The following is a 17,299-nucleotide window of genomic DNA, read 5'->3' as shown; positions in this document are numbered from 1 at the left end:
AGGCCCCAGCGCGCCGGAGAGGCCCGGCACGAGGTCGGCTATCGTCCGCCCATGAGCGACGGCCTGGATCCGAAGACGATTCGCGAGCGCGTGGACGCAGTGCCGCTCTGGTGGCACAGCGTCGAGGTCGGGCAGGGCATCCATACGCCCGGGAACAAGACTCCCGAGCTGCTCGACGCCGAGCTCGCGAACCTCCAGCTGCCCGATCTCCAGGGCAAGCGGGTCCTCGACATCGGTGCCTGGGACGGGTTCTTCTCGTTCTCCTGCGAGCGGCTGGGTGCGGCCGAGGTGGTCGCGCTCGACCACCACGTCTGGAGCATGGACATCCCCGCCTACAGCGCGTACCGCGACGAGCGCATCGCCGCCGGGGAGCGCATCCAGCCTCCCGAGGAGCTGCCGGTGTGGCAGCCCGATCGGCTGCCGGGGAAGGCGGGTTTCGACACCGCGGCCGAACTGCGCGGCAGCAAGGTGAACTCAGTCGTCGCCGACTTCATGGACACGGACCTCGCGGCCCTCGGCAGCTTCGACGTCGTTCTCTACCTCGGCGTGCTCTACCACATGGAGCATCCCTTCCTGGCCCTGCAGCGCCTGGCCCAGGTGACCCGCGAGGTCGCGATCATCGAGACCGAAGCCACGCGGATCCCGGGCTTCCCCGACGCCAGCATGGCGCTCTTCCATCCGTTCAACGAGCTGAACGACGACCCCACCAACTGGTGGGTCCCGACCCTGCGCTGCCTCTCGGACATGTGCCGGGCCGCGGGATTCTCGCGCGTGCAAGCGACGACGAAGGTGCCGAAGGACCGCTCGCTGTGGAGCTGGCGTCGGCGCAAGCGCGGGCGCACACCGCGCAACTACCGGCTCGTCGTCCAGGCCTGGAAGTAGCGCGCGCCCTTCACGCCTTGCGCTTGCGCTCGGCGCGCCGGCGATGCCGCAGCGAGCGCCGGTGTCCGCGCGTCCAGCGTCGGTTCTCGGACCACAGCACGGCGACGAGCGCGCGCAGCTTCGCGGGGTCCTCGCGCAGCAGGTAGCCGCCGTGTTCGGCGAGGACGCGTCGGGTCATCGGCCACATCGGCAACCACCAGCGGCTCAGCCACGACGGATTCGTCGACAGCACCAGACGCACCGCGTTCGAGGAGTCGCCCTGCACACCGCGGCGCATCAGCAGCTCGGGCACCTCGAGGTGGGTGCCGAAGCGCAGCGTGCGGGCCATCACGACCCAGTCGCTGGCGACGTAGGTGTCGTCGGCGCGAAAGCAGCGTTGCAGGACCTCGGTGCGGTGGATGCCATAGAAGCGCGAGTTGGTTTCCGGCGCGCCGAGGTAGCGGACGAGGTTTTCGGCCGGCGTGCCGTCGAGCGGCGCCGTGGCTCCGATGAGTTCGACCCGCGAACCCTCCATGAACGCGACGCGCGACACGCTGCAGACGCCACGGTCGCTCGCCTCGAGGGCGGCCAGGTTCCGCGCGACGAAGGTGGGCTGCCAATGATCGTCGCAGGCCGCCCACATGAAGTAGCGCGTGGTGGCACTCGCCAGCAGGAAGCCGAAGTTCGGCATCGCGCCGAGGTTCTCGGGCTGCCGGACGTACTCGATGCGCTCGTGGCGCTGCGCGTAGTCGCGGCAGATGGCTTCCGTGTCGTCGGTCGACGCGTTGTCCGAGATCCGGAGCGTGAAATCCGCGTGGGTCTGGGCCAGCAGGGATTCGATCGCGGAACCCACGACCTTCGCACCGTTGTACACGGGCAGGCCGATGGTCAGCGCGCGCTCGGAGCTCGGCATGCGGCGATTCTAGACGTTCGGCCCGCGGGCAGCCGTGCCGGGTTTCCGGCCGCCGAGGCGCGAGCGCCGGGAGCGACTCCTATAATCCGCCGGGCATGCACATCGGACTCGTTCATCCGCGGCTCGACCACCGCGGCGGCGCCGAGAACGTCGTTCTCTGGATGGCTCAGGCGCTGCGCCGTCGAGGCCATCGCGTCACCGTGGTCGCACGGAAGTTCTCTGCAGCGCGCTGGAACGACGGGGACTGGGACGGGATCACCCTGCACACCCTGCCCGAGCGCTACTGGGATCGCTTCCGGACGCGCCGGGTCCGCAAGGCGCTGCCCGGCCGCCGCCTGGCCCAGCTGCTCGGCCCGGACTGCGGGCTGATCGTCGCGCACAACAGCCCCGCACAGGTCTGGGCGCGCGAAGCCCTGCGGTCCCTGCCCGACACCCGCGTCGTCTGGTTCTGCGAGGAGCCCCGCGCGCGCTTCTACTGGCAACAGACCCAGCCCACCATCGCTGCCGCGATGGAGGAGCGCGATCGCTACACGTGGGCGGCCGAGGGCTTCGCCGACCGCGATCGTCTGAGTCGCGACCACGCCCGGGCGCGCGTCGATACCGACCGCGCCCAGGATCTGGAAGCGGGCCGCCAGATCGATCGCGTGCTCGGCAACAGCGTCTTCACCGCGAAGGTCGCGGCCGAGGTCTACGGCCGGGACGTCGTGCCCTGCACGTTGGGCATGCCCGAACCCGAGTACGTGCCCGTCCCGGCGTCCGAGGCGAAGCCCTACGTCGCCTGGGTCGCGGCCAACGAGTTTCACAAGAACGTGGCGGGGGCACTCGAAGCGCTGCGGATCGCCGTGCACGAACTCGGTGCGACCGACCTGCGCGTGCGGATCACCGGGCTGAACGCGGAGCGACACGGGCCGGTGATCGATGCCGCACGACTCGGCGACCATCTCGTGCTCGAGGGCTGGCGCTCCGACGCCGAGCTCAACGCGCTGGTGGCCGGCTGTCGCTTCCTGCTCTTCCCCTCGGTCGACGAGCCCTTCGGCCTGGTGCCCGTCCACGCCATGGCCCACGGTCGAGCCGTGCTGGCGGGCAACACGGGGGGGCCGGCGGAGACCGTACTCGACGACGTGAACGGCGTGAACGTCGACGCCCTCGATCCACAGGCGATGGCGGCGGCGCTCGTCGCACTCTGGCGCGACCCGGATCGCGCGGACGCGCTGGGCGCACGGGGCCGCGAACGCTACCGCGCCGAGTTCACCTTCGATCACTTCATGGATCGCTTCGAGGCGTTGGTCGGGCCGCTCTAGTCGTCGCGGAGCAGAGGCCACGACACGACGCGCGACGGGACCGGAAGGAAGCACGTGGAGTCTGTCGATCCGGTTGGCGCCCCTGGCTTGCGCACGGCCCTCGTCGTCGGCGGGGACGGTCGCGTCGGTCGCGCGTTGGCCGCGGACCTCGAGGCGCGCGGATGGCGGGTCTGGCGCACCAGTCGTCGCCCGGCTCCGCCCGACGGCACGCGCTTCCTGGATCTGGCCGCGGTCGCGCGGGAGGGTGCCGTCGCACTGCCGGACTGCGACGTCGGCATCGTCTGCGCGGCGCTCTCGAGCTACCCGGCTTGCGCCGAGGATCTCGCCGTCACCGAGGCGGTGAACGTGGTCGGCCCGGGGGTGATCTGCCGCGCCCTGCGCGAGGCGGGCGCGGGAACGATCTTCGTATCGACGAACGCGGTCTTCGACGGTGAGACGCCGCGGCGCAAGGCGGACGATCCCACCGGTGCCCCGACGCCCTACGGTCGTTCGAAGCAGCACGCCGAGCGTCACCTCGCGGCGCTCGACCCCGAGCTCGCGGTGCTGCGTCTCACGAAGGTGTTGGCGCCCGACGACGCGCTCTTCGCGGGTTGGATCCGGTCCCTCGCCGCCGGCGAGGAGATCGAGGCCTTCGACGACATGGTGGCGGCGCCGGTGGCGCTGGCGCATGTCACACAGGCCCTGTGTCGCATGTGCGAGGACGGAGTCTCCGGGATCCGCCAGCTGTCGGCCGAACGCGAGATGTCGTACCTCGAGATGGCGCGACACGTTGCTGCGCGCGTGGGCGTCGACCCGGCGCGGGTTCGCGGCGTATCGGCGGCCGAGCGCGGGATCGCGCCGGGCGCGGCGCCGCGTCATTCGAGCCTGGATGCCTCGGACTTCCTGCCGGGCTTCGGGCTCGACCCGATCGACCCCGCCGAGGTGCTCGACAGTTTGGTCGACGCGCTCCAGGCGCGCGGGCACTGACCCGCGCTGCCCTTCAGAGCAGCAGGTGTTCGCGGTCGCGGTCCGAGATCACCTCGGGCGCGAAGGGCCAGGTGATGTCGAGCGCCGGGTCGTCCCAGCGCAACCCGGCCGCCGCGTCGGGTTGGTACGGCGTCGACATCTGGTAGAAGACGACCGCGTCGTCGGAGAGGGTCAGGAAGCCATGGGCCAGCCCGGCCGGGACGTAGAGCGCTTCAGCGCGATCGCTGGCGAGCTCGACGGAGATCCACTGGTGGTGGGTCTTCGACTCGGGTCGCAGATCCACGAGCACGTCGAAGATGGCGCCCTGGGTCACGCTCACGAGCTTCGCCTCGGCGTGTGGCTCGCGCTGGTAGTGGAGCCCGCGCAGCGTCCCGCGCTTGCGGTTGTGGGACACGTTGCACTGGGCGATGCGGTCGAAGAGCCCCTTCGCCGCGAACTCCTCGGCGCAGAAGGTGCGTGCGAAGGATCCGCGGTCGTCTTCGATGGGCTCGAGCTCGACCCGGAAGGCACCGGGCAGGGACAGCTCGACGAACCTCACCCTGCGCCGTCCTCGAGGACGCCGGGCTCGGGCACGGGAACCAGGAAGCGTCCGCCGCGGCTTCGGTACTCGGTCTGCTGGGCCGCAATCTCCTCGGCGAAGTTCCAGGTGAGGAGGAGCGTCCACGGGGGCTGGTCCTGGACGAGACGCTCGGGACCGTGGATCGGGAGATGGGTCCCCGGCGTGAAGAGTCCCTGCTTCACCGGGCTGCGGTCGACGACGTAGGCCAGGGTCTCGCGCCCGATCCCGCAGTAGTTGAGCAACGTCGAGCCCTTCGCCGACGCACCGTAGGCGACGATGCGCTCGCCCCGCGCCACGCGCTCGGCGAGCAGGGCGCGCAGGTCGTCGCGCAGCTGGTCGACGCGCTTCGCGAAGTCGGTGTAGAAGTCGCGGCGGTCCATGCCGAACTCGCGCTCGCGTTCGAGCAGGGCTTCGACGCGGGCGCGTCCCGCCGGGTCGGCGCGGTGCGCCCCGGTCACACGCAAGGAACCGCCGTGGATCGGCCAGTGGGAGACGTCGGTCAATACCAGTCCTTCGGCCGCGAACAGCGCCTCGATGGCGTGGGCGCTGAAGTAGGAGAGGTGCTCGTGGTAGATCGTGTCGAACTCGAGCTTCTCGACGAGGTCGCCGACGTAGGGGAACTCGAACTCGACGACACCCCCGTCGCGGAGCAGCGCCGCCGCTCCCCCGACGAAGCCGCGCGGGTCCGGGACGTGGGCGAGCACGTTGTTGCCCAGCACCGCGTTCGCGGTGATGCCCTCGGCGACCAGCCGCTCACCGCAGGCGCGGTCGAAGAACTCGGCGCGCGTCGGGATCCCGCGTTCTTCGGCGAGCTTCGCGATGTTCTGGGCAGGCTCGATGCCGAGCACGGGAACGCCGGCGCGCTGAGCGTGTTGCAGGAGGTAGCCGTCGTTGCTGGCCACCTCGATGATGCGACTGCCGGCGCCGAGCCGGTGCTGTTCGATCAGCGTCTGCACGTGGGCATCTGCGTGCGCGACGGCCGCGTCGCTCACCGAGGATTGGTAGACGTAGTCGCGGAACAGGATCTCGGGCGCGACGGTGTGACGGATCTGCAAGAGGCTGCAGCCCGGGCAGTAGACGCAGCAGAGCGGATAGCGGGGTTCCGGGTCGCGGAGCTGATCCTCGCGCAGGAGCCGATTCGCGAGCGGCGTCTCGCCGAGGTCGAGCACCGTCTCCAGCGGCGCGGCGTCGCAGACCCGGCAGCGATCGATGGCGACGCAGTCGGTCACGCCGCCCCCGCCGCCCAGCTGCGACCCGCGTCGGCGGCGCGCGCCGTGTAGGCCTCGATCTCGCGGGTCATCAGCGCGCGTACGGCGTCGGGGTTCGGCGCGTCGAGGAGCGCGCGGTAGCCGTGCACCGTGCGCTCGATGGCTTCGCCGAGTTCCCACACCGGCTGCCAGTCGAGCTCGGCGGCCGCCTTGTCGATCGCGAGCGCGAGGGTCGGGGACTCGGGCGGGCCACCGGGGGCCGCGGTCTCCCAGCGTCCGTCTCCCCAGGCCTTCAGGATCGCATCGACGATCTCACGGACGGGCCGGCAGGCCTCGAGGGCCGGCCCGAAGTTCCAGGCCTGACACGCTTCCGCGGGACGCCCCCCGAGCAGGCGCGCTCCCACCCACAGGTAGCCCGCGAGGGGTTCGAGCACGTGCTGCCAGGGACGCGTCGCCCCGGGGTTGCGCACGGGCACGGCCTCGCCGGCCGACAGGGCGCGAATGGCGTCGGGGACGATGCGGTCGCGTGCCCAGTCGCCCGGGCCGATCACGTTGCCCGAGCGCACCGACGCGATGCCCACACCGTGGCGGTCGTGCTCGTCGGCGGGGAAGAAGGACTCCCGGTACGCGGCCGTGACGATCTCGGCGGCGCCCTTCGACGCACTGTACGGATCGCGGCCACCCAGGGCGTCGCCTTCGGCGTGGCCGAGGGTGCCGGGGTCGCCGGCGTAGCACTTGTCGCTGGTGACGATGACCAGCGCGCAGGGCCGCGGGTTCGTGCGGAGCGCGTCGACGACGTGGGCGACGCCCATCACGTTCGTGGCGAAGGTGGGAAGCGGTGCCTCGTAGCTCTCGCGCACGATCGACTGAGCGGCCAGGTGGAAGATCGCCTCGGGCTGCACCGCGTCGATTCGCGCGGCGACGGCGTCCGGGTCGCGCACGTCGCATTCGCGGTGGCGCCCCGCGCCGTCGAGGGACGCCTGCTCCCACAGACTCGGCTGGGTCGGCGGCGGCAGGGCGAGACCGTGGACCTCGGCGCCCAGCGCCTCCAGCCACTGCCAGAGCCACGTGCCCTTGAAACCGGTATCGCCCGTCACGAGGACCCGGCGGCCCGCGTAGGCGGCGTCGAAGGCGCCCTGGGTTCCCATCGGCCTCAGCGCGGGGTCGGGTCGCTGGGCGCGCGGTCCCAGACCCGCCAGGGGGCCTCCCCCCGCGACCACAGATCGTTCAGGTACGAGAAGTCGCGGTAGGTGTCCATGCAGGCCCAGAAGCCGTCGTGGCGATAGGTCATCAGCTCGCCCGCGGCGGCGAGCCGCTCGAGCGGTTCGTTCTCGAGCACGCAGCTGTCGTCGTCTTCGAGGTAGTCGAAGAAGCTGCGCTCGCAGACGAAGAAGCCGCCGTTGATGTAACTGCCCCGGGCCTGGGGCTTCTCCGCGAACTCGAGCACGCGCCCTGCGTCGTCGACGACCAGCTCGCCGAAGCGCGACGGCGGGTGCACACCCGTCACCGTCGCGGTCTTGCCGTGGGCGCGGTGGAACTCGAGGAGGCGACGCACGTCGACGTTCGACACACCGTCGCCGTAGGTCAGCAGGAAGCGGTCGCCCTCGATGTACTTCGCGACGCGACGGACGCGAGCGCCGGTCATGGCGTGCTCGCCGGTGTCGGCGAGGGTGACGCGCCAGTCGGCCTCGGGGATCTCGTAGTGGAACTCGACCTGCTTCTTCGAGCCGAGCTCGATCGTGAAGCTCGTGTTCAGGATGTCGTAGTTGTAGAAGTACTCTTTGATCTTCTCGCCCTTGTATCCGAGGCAGAGCACGAAGTCGCGGAAGCCGTGGCTGCTGAAGCCCTTCATGATGTGCCAGAGAATCGGGCGGTCGCCGATCGTCACCATCGGCTTCGGGCGGTACTCGGTCTCTTCGCGCAGGCGCGTCCCGAGCCCTCCGCACAAGATCACGACCTTCGGGTCGCCGCCGGCACTCATCCGCTTTCTCCGTTCCGGCCTACGCGGCGCAGGTAGCCGCCGGGCGCCATCGTGAGGAGCAGTCGGTTCTCGAAGGGCTGGTCGACCACCCACTCCGGATGGTCCGCGAGGAAGGCCTGGACGGCGGTCCAGGGGTTGTCCCCGGGGCCCCACGGGCGGTTCGGGTAGAAGTCGGCCGGCATCGTCTCGACGATGGTATCGAAGACCACGCAGTAGCTGCCCTCCGTGACCAGCGGTGCGTAGAGCTCGAGCTCGCGGGCGACGTGTTCGTGGGTGTGGTTCGAATCGAGGATCACGAGCACCGGCGAACGGCCTCGGGCCCGCTCCCGCACCTGCTCGACGAGGGCCTCGTCGATCGACGAGCCGTCGAGCACGTCGATCCGCTTCGCCATCGGGTGCTCTTCGAGGGCGCGTCGGGTGTGGTCGCGCAGGTCGACATCGATGCCGAGTACGCGCCCTTCTCCGCCGATCAGCTCCAGGATCGAGGCGTGGAACACCAGCGATCCGCCCCGGGCGATGCCGGTTTCGATCACCAGCTCCGGGCGCACCCGCCACAGGATCTCCTGCATGGCGACGATGTCCTGGGGCAGCTGGATGATCGGCCGGCCCATCCAGGTGAAGTGGTACGAGTACTCGTGCTGCGAGCTCCGCACCATCCACTCGTGACTGAGTTCACCGAGGCGCTCGTCGGCCGCCATCTCCGCGGTGAGCCGCGCGTTGCGCTCCTCGAAATCGTCGCCGGGCATGGGTCTCCTAGCCGGTGGCTGCGCGCGCGAGAGGTCCGCGCGTCAGTTTCGAAGCGTCCAGGGTCGCGTCGAGGCCGGCCGCGAGGTCTCGTGCCCCCGACCAGCCGACCTCGCGGGTGAGGCGTTCGGTGGCGGCCACGAGCAGCTGGGGCTCGTCGGGCCGCGCGGGAAGCGCGCCGAACTCGAGGGTCGGGTTCGCGACGCCGCTGCGCTTCGCGACGGTCTCCACCACCTCGCGCAGGCTCGCGCGCACACCGCTCCCGATGTTGACCGCGCCCTCGACCTCGGAGTCGAGCAGGGCGGCGAAGGCCGCCGCGACATCCTCCACGTACATCCAGTCGCGGACCTGCCGCCCGTGGGTGCAGCGGACCGGCTCGCCCTTCTGGAGCGCGTCGATCACCGACGGCAGCAGCCGGCCGGCCGGTTCGCCCGGGCCGTAGGGCTGGAAGATGCGGCCCCAGGCGGCCGAAAGCCCCGCTGCGGCGGCGAAGTCCCGAAGCACGTCGCAGAGCGCGCGCTTGCTCGTGGCGTAGAGGCTGCCCGGGGTGAGGGGAGTGGCGTGTTCGTCGCAGGGTGCGTCACCGGGGCCGTATTCGGCGCAGGTGCCCGCCATCACGACGCGGCGCCCGCCGTGCGCGACGAAGTGGCGCAGCCCGCGCGCGCTGGCGGCCAGCCAGTCCAGGTTCTGGGGTGCGTCCCAGAAGCGACCGTGCTCGGTGTACCAGGCCAGATGCAGCCAGTGCTGCGGCCGGTGCGCCCCGAAGAGCGCCTCCAGGGCGCTCGGGTCCAGGAGGTCGCAGCGAAGCTCCTCGACGCCCTCACAGGGCTCCGGAGCCGTCGCCACCGAGCGCACCCGCAGTACGCGGTAGCCCCGTTCGACCAGGGGCCGGACGACGTGGCGCCCGACGAAGCCGGTGCCTCCGGTGAGCAGAACTTCGCTCATGCGGTCTGGGATCCCCGTGGTGGAGCGGTCGTTCAGCGCGACGACAGGCTAGCGCCAAGCCCCGGGGGCTTCGAGCAACGCTCGGCAGGGGTCGTGGGGTGGCAGCGGCCCCTCGCTCCACCCTGCGCACCCGGCCCGAATGAGGCCTGTGACGTCCACGCTGCGCGGGCCGGGCCGGCCGGCAGGCGGCCCAGCGTCGGGAAACCGCCTCAGTACCCCGCCGCTACCGACGGTGGCGGGACCGGGCCACTTCCCCGCTCCGACGGGCCACCGTCGGAGCCCCGACGGAGAGCCTCGTCCGACCCCCGAATCCACCGTCGGTGGCGACTCGCAACTCCGACGGTAAATACCTGAAACCCCGTTGACAGCCGAAAAATCGAGACCCACACTCTCCGACGGTGCGGGGGATTCGACCCCTCTGGTCTCCGCCCGGGTTTCGGCCCGAACGCACCTCGAACACCGTTCGATTTCGTTCCAAACGTTCGAATCCATCCTCCAGTTCCGTATTGCCCATCCCCCCTCCCGACGGGACACACCCGACACGAAGGAGATGGCCGATGGCCACGGTTGTTGAGAAGACTGGGATCAAGCGCGTCAAAGGTTGGCTGTACTACGTCGACAAGAAGGGCGACGTCAGCCGAGCTCGCATGGCCCGAGGCGGCGGCAAGGTGCCGAAGGGCAAGACCACCCAGAAGGTCGTGAAGTGCGGCATCGAGCGCGAAGAGGGTTACCTCTACTTCATCGACAAGAAGGGCAACGTCGCCAAGGTGAAGATGAAGCGCTCGGGCACGCGTCGGAAGACGACGGCCCGCCGCAAGACGGCCGCCCGCCGCCGCACCGCGACGCGTCGTACGGCGCGCAAGAAGTCGACGGCGAAGCGGAAGACCGCCCGTAAGAAGGCGACCCGGAAGACGGCGCGCAAGAAGACCGCGCGCAAGACGGCTCGCAAGAAGACGGCGCGGAAGACCGCCCGCAAGAAGGCCACGCGGAAGACGGCGCGCAAGAAGACGGCCCGCAAGACCGCGCGGAAGAAGACGGCTCGCCGCACCACCGCTCGGAAGACGACGGCAAAGCGGCGCGCACGGCGCTAGAACGCAGCTCCGGCGCGTGGTGTGTGCCGCGCGCCGGGGCCCGCGTTCGCCGGGCCACCGCGGCGACAGCCGTCTCGTGGCCCAACTTCGCTAAGGTCGGCCCATGGTGCCCGGCTCCGAGGATCCCGGGGCCCCGGCAACGGCCCCGGACGCCGCCTCCGGATCCGCCCCGACGACGGGCGACGACCCGGTAGGCACCGCTCCGACCGGTGCAGCGGGGATCGAAGCGGCCGGCACGGCGGCCGAGCCCCACGCCATCCTGCTCGTCGATGACGAGCCCGCGATCCTCGAGTCGCTCGAACTCACGCTGGGCGCCGACTACCGGGTCTTCACCGCCGCGACCGGCGAAGAAGGTCTCGGGATTCTCGAGCGCGAGAACATCTCGCTGATCATCACGGATCAGGTGCTGCCGACCATGAGCGGCGTCGAGTTCCTCGAGCACGCGATCGAGACTGCACCCCACGCGATCCGCATGATGCTCACCGGCTACGCCGACATCGGATCGCTCGCGCGCGCGGTGAACGAAGGCCGCATCTACCGCTACATCGCGAAGCCCTGGGAGCCCGACGAGGTCCGGCTGAACGTGAAGCGAGCGCTCGAGAGCTTCGAGCTCGCCGGCGAGAACGCCCAGCTCAGTGCGGCCCTGGCCCAGGCGAACGAACGGCTGCGCGCCGAGAACATCGTCCTGCGGCGCGAGGTCGAGCGTCGCTACGCCTTCGACCAGATCATCGGATCGAGCGCCGCCATGAACGCGGTGTTCGAGGTGATGGAGAAGGTCGCCGGCACCGACGCGACCGTGTTGATCACGGGCGAGACGGGCACGGGCAAAGACCTGGTGGCCCGCGCGATCCACTACAGCGGCCTGCGCAAGGACCAGCGCTTCCTCGCCCAGAACTGCGCCGCCCTGCCCGACACCCTGCTCGAGAGTGAGCTCTTCGGGCACACGCGAGGTGCCTTCACCGGGGCCCACGAGAACAAGAAGGGTCTCTTCGAGGTGGCCCACCGGGGCACGGTCTTCCTCGACGAGATCGGCGAGACCCACCCGGGCATGCAGGTGCGGCTCCTGCGGGTGCTCCAGGACGGCGAGATCCGGCCCTTGGGTTCCTCGGACACCCGCAAGGTGGACGTCCGCATCATCGCGGCCACCAACCGCGACCTGTTGGCCGAGGCCGAAGCCAACCGCTTCCGCGAGGACCTCTACTACCGCCTCCGGGTGGTGGAGATCCACCTTCCGCCGCTGCGCGAGCGCCGCGAGGACATCCCGGCCCTCGCGCACCACTTCCTCGACCGCGCCAGCGAGAAGATGGACCGCAATCTGCGCGGATTCACCAACTCGGCGATGGACCGCATCGTGGCCCACCGCTGGGACGGGAACATCCGCGAGCTCGAGAACGAGATCGAGCGCGTGGTCGCGCTGGCGGGCGACGCCGAAGCGGTCGGGGAGGACATGCTCTCCGAGCACATCCGCGGCGCGGTGGCCGAGCCGGTGAGCGGCGGAGGTGGTGACGGCATCCCGGCGGGGCTGACCCTCAACGCGGCGGTCGAAGCCCTGAAGCGGCGCATGATCCTCGACGCCATCGCCGAGACCGGGAGCAAGAGCAAGGCGGCCGAGCGCCTGGGGATCCCGCGCCAGTCGCTCCAGAAGATGATGAAGCGGCTCGACCTGAACGACGCCTGAACGCGTTTCGTCGCGCAAGGACGCCCCGTGGGTGCGCGCAGTTCGGCGCGCTTCACGAAAGCGCGGGCCCCGGTCTTTTCGTCGTCAAAAAACCGGCGGTCGATGGTATGTTGCGCGCCCATGGAGACCGTCCACACGACCCGCGTGGACTCCCCCATCGGCACACTGCGCGTCGCCTCCACGGCCGCAGGACTCTGCTTCGTCGAGCTACCCCACCACAGCGGCCGCGGCCTTGGCGGTTGGCTTGCCCAACGCGCTCCCGGCGCGCGGCTCGAAGAGGGCTTTGCGCCGAATCGCATGGCCGTGAAGCAGCTCATCGAATACCTCGAGGGCAAGCGCAAGCGCTTCGAGGTACCGCTCGATCTGCGCGGCACCGCCTTCCAGCTCGAGGTGTGGTCCGCGCTGCGCGAGATTCCCTTCGGAGACAAGATCACCTACGCCGACCTCGCCCAGCGCGTCGGGCGTCCGAAGGCGGTGCGAGCGGTGGGTGCGGCGAACGGCGCCAACCCGGTCTCGCTGATCGTGCCCTGCCACCGCGTGGTGAACACGGGGGGAAAGCTCGGTGGCTACGCCGGCGGCCTCGACGTGAAGGCGAAGCTCCTGGCGCTGGAGCATGCCCAACCGCGCCAGGGCGATCTGCTCTAAGCGATCGCGCCCCGTCCGGCTCGACCAGCTTTCGAGCAGGGATGCGCCAATCATGAGCATCCAGGCGCGCACGCTTCGCGTACGTGCCCATGCGAGCGCAAGCCGGCACGCGCTCGAACGCGCACCCCTGCTCCCTTCCCGACGCGCTTGGGATCGGACCCGCCCGGCGGTCGCGGCTTGGGTCTTCCTGCCCCGCCAGGGGTCGACTTGGCCTGAATCTTGAACCGTCGCAGCGCATGCCGATGTGCGCAGTGCACGAGCCGACCGCGGGTGCGAGGGCCGACGTGCGCGTCCGGCTTCGGAGCTCAGGATCTCCGAAGCCCCGAGAACGAAGTGTGTCCCACGTGGGAGGGCTCGCATGAGCGGGTCCGCCGCGAACTTCTGGAGCCGACCTCGGAGCCACACCGCCCCCACCGACCGCGCGGAGTCTGCCGACACCGCAGCGCGTCTCGTGATCGTGGGCGGGGGGATGGTCGCGCAGCACCTCGTCGAACGCCTTGTCGCCCGCGGCGGCTCGGAGCACTTCCACATCCGCTTGATCTCCGAGGAGCCGACGGCTCCCTACGACCGGGTCCACCTGGGCGCGGTACTCGACGGAGGCGCTCCCTCCGCCCTGCGCCTGCGGGACGACGACTGGTACGAGCACCACCACATCGGACTGCGCCTGAAGGAGCGGGTCTCGGCGATCGACCCCGGGCGCAAGTGCGTCACGACCGACGCCGGACGGGACGTGTCCTACGACCAGCTCGTGCTCGCGACCGGCGCGCGGGCCTGGTTGCCCGACATCCCGGGGATCGACCTCGAGGGTGTGTACCCCTATCGCACCCTCGATGACGTCGAGCGCATTGCCGACGCGGCTCGCCATGCCGAGCGCGTCGCGATCCTCGGCGGGGGGCTGCTGGCCTTGGAGGCCGCTGCGTCGTTGCGCGAGCAGGGCCTCGAGGTGGTGGTGCTCGAGCGCGCGCCCCACGTGATGACACGTCAGCTGGAACGCGAAGGGGCGGAGGTCTTGCAGCGGCGACTCGAGTCGCTGGGAATCGAGTTCCGGGTGCAGGCGCCGGTCGACGCGATCACGCCCACCGAGAGCGGCCTGGCGCTCTCTCTGCCCTCGGGCGAGTCGCTCGACGTGGGAGCCGTGGTCGTCGCAACCGGAATCCGCCCGCGCGACGAACTGGCGCGCGAGGCCGGGATCGCGTGTCACCACGGCGGCGGCATCGAGGTCGACGACGCGCTCGCGACCTCGGACCCGGACGTCGCGGCGATCGGCGAGTGCGCGCGACACGCAGGCCGCCTCTACGGGTTCGTCGCCCCCTGCTACGCGATGGCCGAGGCGTTGGTCGACCGCCTGCTCGGTGGCCAGGGGAGCTTTTCCCCGGCCGTCCCGTCCGCGACCCTGAAGGTCGAAGGCATCGCGGTGTCGAGCGTCGGCGACGTGCTCGAGGACGGGCCCGGCTACCGCGCACTCACGTGGCAGGAGGGCGAACGCTATCGCCGCGTCCTGCTCCAGGACGGCTGCATCGTCGGCGCCAGCGAGTTGGGGACGGGGGGTGAGTTCCCGCGTCTCCAGGAGGCGGTCGCGCGCGGCGCGCGCGTCGGTGTTCGCCAGGAGCGCCGCTTCGCCAAGAGCGGGCGCCTGTGGGGGGAGGGGCTCGGGCCCGAACTCGCGGAATGGCCGGACAGCGCGGTGCTCTGCACCTGCACCGGCGTCACCTGCGGCGCGGTTCGCAAGGCCTTCGCCGAGGGGGCGCGCACCAGTCAGCGGCTGGGCGAGAGCACGGGTGCCGGCAGTGTGTGCGGCTCCTGCAAACCGCTCCTCGAGGAGATCGCGGGCGAGCGGATCGGTGCGCAGCGCGAGAGTGCCGGCCGGCGCTTGGGGATCGCGGCCCTCGTCGGGCTCGCGGCCCTGGCCGTCGTCGCAACGGTCGGGCCGATTCCGATGACGACGTCGGTGCTCGAAACGCCCAGCTTCGACTTCCTCTGGCGCGACGCCTGGTGGAAGCAGGTGAGCGGCTACTCGCTGCTGGCGGCCTGCGTCGCGAGCCTGCTGCTCTCTCTGCGAAAACGCTGGCCGCGTTTCCGCGCGGGGAGCTTCGCGCACTGGCGCTTCGTCCACACCGTCCTCGGCGTCTCCACCGTCGCTGGGATCGGTTGGCATACCGGCTTTCGTCTGGGCGAGAACCTCAACTTCGCGCTGATGACGAGTCTCCTCGGCGTGGTGTTGCTCGGGTCGTTGACGGCACTCGTCACCAGCCTCGAGCACCGCCTGCCTTCGCCCTGGGGCGGCGGCCTGCGCCGCGCCTGGACGGCGGCGCACATCGTCCTCTTCTGGCCCATGCCAGTGCTGGTCGGGTTCCATGTTCTCTCGGTCTACATGTACTAGCCGATGCACTCGAGTCGCTTGGATGCATGCGCGGGGCGCTCGCGGTGACCTGGAAGGTGTGGCTGTGGATCGGAGCCAGCGTCGTCGCGACGGCGCTCCTGGGTCTGTTGATGTTCCGGCCTGACGCGATCGAGTCGCTGCCGGTGAAGCGGACCGTGTTCCTGCCCGGTGCGACGACGGATGGTCACTACCAGATCGAGCTCGCCTGCGAGAGCTGCCACACCGGGAACTTCTCGAACGCGGACGTGCTGCAGGACGCCTGCATCGACTGTCACAGCGCCGAACTCGAGCGCGTCGACGATTCCCACCCGAAGTCGAAGTTCACCGATCCGCGCAACGCCGATCGCGTCGCGGTGTTGGACGCGCGCTACTGCATCACCTGCCATCAGGAGCATCGCCCCGAGGTCACCACGACGATGGGGCTGAGCCTCCCCGGCGACTACTGCCACCGCTGCCACGAAGACATTGGCGAGGATCGTCCCACCCACCGCGACCTTCCCTTCGACTCGTGTGCGAGCGGCGGTTGTCACAATTTTCACGACAACCGCGCGCTCTACGAAGACTTCCTCGTCGAGCACCGCAGCGACCCGCCTCACAAGCAGTCGCCGCGGCTGCCGGCGAGCGATCTCCGCGCCTGGTCCGTCGAGGCGAAGCTGGTGTCGGGTGCGCCCCTCTCGGCTTCCGACCACGACGCGCCTGCGCGTCAAGACCTCGCGGACTGGGTCGCCGATTGGGACGGCACCAGCCACGCCGAAGCCGGAGTGAACTGCGGCGACTGCCACGCGCCCAAGGGGCAGGCATGGACGGAGAGCCCGGGCCCCGACGCGTGCCAGTCGTGTCACGTGGCCGAACGCGAGGGCTTCCTGGCCGGTCGGCACGGCATGCGGCTGGCGGCGGGACTCCCCGCGATGACGCCGTCGCTCGCTCGCCTCCCGATGCACGAAGACGCCGCCGAACACGCCCTCGACTGCAACACCTGTCACAGTGCGCATGGCTTCGATCGGCGCAGCGCCGCCGTCGACGCTTGCCTCGGCTGTCACGCCGACGATCACTCGACGGCCTACGCAGACTCCGTGCACGCGCGCCTGTGGGAAGACGAGAGCGCGGGACGGCTGCCGGCCGGTAGCGGTGTGTCGTGTGCCACTTGTCACCTGCCCCGCATCGACGATTCGCGCCTCGGCCGCCGCCGCGTCGCTCACAACCAGAACGACTTCCTGCGGCCCAACGAGAAGATGATTCGCTCCGTGTGCCTCGACTGCCACGGGCTCGGCTTCTCGCTCGACGCCCTCGCCGACCCCGCACTCGTCGCGCGCAACTTCCGCGGCTCGTCCTCGGTCGAGGTCGAGAGCATCCACTTTGCGTCCGTCCTTCGCTGGGAGTTGGAAGGCCGGACACCCCCATGGAAAGAAGAAAAGGAGAACGAGCATGAATGAACGAATCCGAAACCGACTGACCGGGCTCTCCGCATTGGGTGCGGGGTGGCTGTTCGTGGTCGCCTGCCAGCCGGCGCCCCAGGCCGCCAGCGGGGGCATCGAACCGCAGCTGATGGCCGATGCGCTCCATGCGGTCATGGAATCCGACCGCACGGTCTACACCCGCAATGTGGTCAACCGTCTGGTGAAGGAGCAGGGAGTGATCAAGGCGAGCGAGCACTGGAAGGAAGAGCCGGCTCTCCCGCTGCCCGCCCAGATGTTCCGCATGGGCGCCGAGATGGTCGCGAAGAAGGACGTGGGCTTCAGCTACGCCCTGCTCTCCCAGTGGCCGATCAACAAGCAGAACACGGCGCGCACCGACGTCGAGAAGGCCGGACTCAAGTTCGTCGCCGACAACAAGGGAGAGAACTTCTACGCCGAGGAAGAACTCGGTGGTCAGAAGTACTTCACGGCGGTCTACGCCGACACGGCGGTGGCACCGGCCTGCGTGAGCTGCCACAACGAGCACAAGGACACGCCGAAGTCCGACTTCGAACTCGGAGACGTGATGGGCGGCGTGGTGTTGCGGATCCCGCTGAGTGGCTGAACCGATGG

Annotated in this window: 16 protein-coding genes; 9 read left to right on the top strand and 7 right to left on the bottom strand. The window is 70.1% G+C overall.

All coding sequences use genetic code 11. From position 1 onward, the window contains the following. Positions 1 to 51: 51 nt before the first annotated feature. A complete protein-coding gene (locus tag AAF430_04835; protein ID MEM7409548.1) occupies positions 52 to 882 on the top strand; it encodes a DUF1698 domain-containing protein in 831 nt (276 codons plus the stop codon). Between the two features lie 10 nt (positions 883 to 892). On the opposite strand, the gene AAF430_04830 is transcribed toward AAF430_04835, so the two are convergent. Continuing rightward, the gene (locus tag AAF430_04830; protein MEM7409547.1) at positions 893 to 1,774 is read right to left on the bottom strand and encodes a glycosyltransferase family A protein; all 882 of its coding nucleotides are present in this window, start codon (positions 1,772 to 1,774) and stop codon (positions 893 to 895) included. Between the two features lie 95 nt (positions 1,775 to 1,869). Here AAF430_04830 and AAF430_04825 point away from each other — a divergent pair, with 95 nt between their 5' ends. Then, a complete protein-coding gene (locus AAF430_04825; GenBank protein ID MEM7409546.1) occupies positions 1,870 to 3,075 on the top strand; it encodes a glycosyltransferase family 4 protein in 1,206 nt (401 codons plus the stop codon). A gap of 54 nt (positions 3,076 to 3,129) precedes the next feature. Continuing rightward, positions 3,130 to 4,041 carry a sugar nucleotide-binding protein gene (locus AAF430_04820; protein ID MEM7409545.1) on the top strand — a complete coding sequence of 304 codons (912 nt, stop codon included), beginning with the start codon at positions 3,130 to 3,132 and terminating at the stop codon, positions 4,039 to 4,041. A gap of 13 nt (positions 4,042 to 4,054) precedes the next feature. Here AAF430_04820 and rfbC read toward each other — a convergent pair whose 3' ends face one another. Genes rfbC through AAF430_04790 form a run of 6 tightly spaced genes read right to left on the bottom strand, consistent with a single transcriptional unit; the run spans position 4,055 to position 9,478 of the window. After that, positions 4,055 to 4,579, bottom strand: coding sequence for a dTDP-4-dehydrorhamnose 3,5-epimerase (gene rfbC / locus AAF430_04815; protein MEM7409544.1), 525 nt, complete (start codon positions 4,577 to 4,579; stop codon positions 4,055 to 4,057). Next, on the bottom strand, positions 4,576 to 5,829 hold the full coding sequence (locus tag AAF430_04810; GenBank protein ID MEM7409543.1) for a class I SAM-dependent methyltransferase: 1,254 nt from the start codon (positions 5,827 to 5,829) through the stop codon (positions 4,576 to 4,578). The genes rfbC and AAF430_04810 overlap by 4 nt, the downstream gene beginning before the upstream one ends. After that, complete coding sequence (gene rfbG / locus AAF430_04805) at positions 5,826 to 6,956, bottom strand: CDP-glucose 4,6-dehydratase (GenBank protein ID MEM7409542.1); 1,131 nt, start codon at positions 6,954 to 6,956, stop codon at positions 5,826 to 5,828. Before rfbG ends, AAF430_04810 begins: the two co-directional genes overlap by 4 nt. Positions 6,957 to 6,961: 5 nt before the next feature. Then, positions 6,962 to 7,789: a glucose-1-phosphate cytidylyltransferase gene (gene rfbF, locus AAF430_04800; GenBank protein MEM7409541.1), complete on the bottom strand. Its 828-nt coding sequence runs from the start codon at positions 7,787 to 7,789 to the stop codon at positions 6,962 to 6,964. Next, a complete protein-coding gene (locus AAF430_04795; protein MEM7409540.1) occupies positions 7,786 to 8,487 on the bottom strand; it encodes a cephalosporin hydroxylase family protein in 702 nt (233 codons plus the stop codon). Before AAF430_04795 ends, rfbF begins: the two co-directional genes overlap by 4 nt. A 55-nt stretch (positions 8,488 to 8,542) precedes the next feature. Then, complete coding sequence (locus AAF430_04790) at positions 8,543 to 9,478, bottom strand: NAD(P)-dependent oxidoreductase (protein MEM7409539.1); 936 nt, start codon at positions 9,476 to 9,478, stop codon at positions 8,543 to 8,545. Positions 9,479 to 10,035: 557 nt separating this feature from the next. On the opposite strand from AAF430_04790, the gene AAF430_04785 reads away from it, so the two are divergent. The 6 genes from AAF430_04785 (at position 10,036) to AAF430_04760 (ending at position 17,291) form a co-directional block, all read left to right on the top strand. Next, positions 10,036 to 10,569, top strand: coding sequence for a hypothetical protein (locus tag AAF430_04785; GenBank protein MEM7409538.1), 534 nt, complete (start codon positions 10,036 to 10,038; stop codon positions 10,567 to 10,569). 103 nt (positions 10,570 to 10,672) lie between these two features. After that, complete coding sequence (locus tag AAF430_04780) at positions 10,673 to 12,247, top strand: sigma-54 dependent transcriptional regulator (protein ID MEM7409537.1); 1,575 nt, start codon at positions 10,673 to 10,675, stop codon at positions 12,245 to 12,247. 120 nt (positions 12,248 to 12,367) lie between these two features. Continuing rightward, a complete protein-coding gene (locus AAF430_04775; GenBank protein MEM7409536.1) occupies positions 12,368 to 12,892 on the top strand; it encodes a methylated-DNA--[protein]-cysteine S-methyltransferase in 525 nt (174 codons plus the stop codon). 358 nt (positions 12,893 to 13,250) lie between these two features. Next, positions 13,251 to 15,272, top strand: coding sequence for an FAD-dependent oxidoreductase (locus AAF430_04770; GenBank protein ID MEM7409535.1), 2,022 nt, complete (start codon positions 13,251 to 13,253; stop codon positions 15,270 to 15,272). Between the two features lie 26 nt (positions 15,273 to 15,298). Then, positions 15,299 to 16,705, top strand: coding sequence for a cytochrome c3 family protein (locus AAF430_04765; GenBank protein ID MEM7409534.1), 1,407 nt, complete (start codon positions 15,299 to 15,301; stop codon positions 16,703 to 16,705). After that, positions 16,698 to 17,291 carry a DUF3365 domain-containing protein gene (locus AAF430_04760; protein MEM7409533.1) on the top strand — a complete coding sequence of 198 codons (594 nt, stop codon included), beginning with the start codon at positions 16,698 to 16,700 and terminating at the stop codon, positions 17,289 to 17,291. The genes AAF430_04765 and AAF430_04760 overlap by 8 nt, the downstream gene beginning before the upstream one ends. Positions 17,292 to 17,299: the final 8 nt, after the last annotated feature.

This window comes from Myxococcota bacterium, from assembly GCA_039030075.1.
GTDB lineage: Bacteria > Myxococcota_A > UBA9160 > UBA9160 > SMWR01 > JAHEJV01.
The sequence above is the reverse complement of the archived record's forward strand: the minus strand, read 5'-3'. Positions and strand labels throughout refer to the sequence as shown.

Coding starts and splice junctions, on each gene's coding strand:
- AAF430_04835 (MEM7409548.1), top strand. CDS start 52: ATGAGCGACGGCCTGGATCCGAAGACGATTCGCGAGCGCGTGGACGCA.
- AAF430_04830 (MEM7409547.1), bottom strand. CDS start 1,774: ATGCCGAGCTCCGAGCGCGCGCTGACCATCGGCCTGCCCGTGTACAAC.
- AAF430_04825 (MEM7409546.1), top strand. CDS start 1,870: ATGCACATCGGACTCGTTCATCCGCGGCTCGACCACCGCGGCGGCGCC.
- rfbG (MEM7409542.1), bottom strand. CDS start 6,956: ATGGGAACCCAGGGCGCCTTCGACGCCGCCTACGCGGGCCGCCGGGTC.
- rfbF (MEM7409541.1), bottom strand. CDS start 7,789: ATGAGTGCCGGCGGCGACCCGAAGGTCGTGATCTTGTGCGGAGGGCTC.
- AAF430_04795 (MEM7409540.1), bottom strand. CDS start 8,487: ATGGCGGCCGACGAGCGCCTCGGTGAACTCAGTCACGAGTGGATGGTG.
- AAF430_04790 (MEM7409539.1), bottom strand. CDS start 9,478: ATGAGCGAAGTTCTGCTCACCGGAGGCACCGGCTTCGTCGGGCGCCAC.
- AAF430_04785 (MEM7409538.1), top strand. CDS start 10,036: ATGGCCACGGTTGTTGAGAAGACTGGGATCAAGCGCGTCAAAGGTTGG.
- AAF430_04780 (MEM7409537.1), top strand. CDS start 10,673: ATGGTGCCCGGCTCCGAGGATCCCGGGGCCCCGGCAACGGCCCCGGAC.
- AAF430_04775 (MEM7409536.1), top strand. CDS start 12,368: ATGGAGACCGTCCACACGACCCGCGTGGACTCCCCCATCGGCACACTG.
- AAF430_04770 (MEM7409535.1), top strand. CDS start 13,251: ATGAGCGGGTCCGCCGCGAACTTCTGGAGCCGACCTCGGAGCCACACC.
- AAF430_04765 (MEM7409534.1), top strand. CDS start 15,299: ATGCGCGGGGCGCTCGCGGTGACCTGGAAGGTGTGGCTGTGGATCGGA.
- AAF430_04760 (MEM7409533.1), top strand. CDS start 16,698: ATGAATGAACGAATCCGAAACCGACTGACCGGGCTCTCCGCATTGGGT.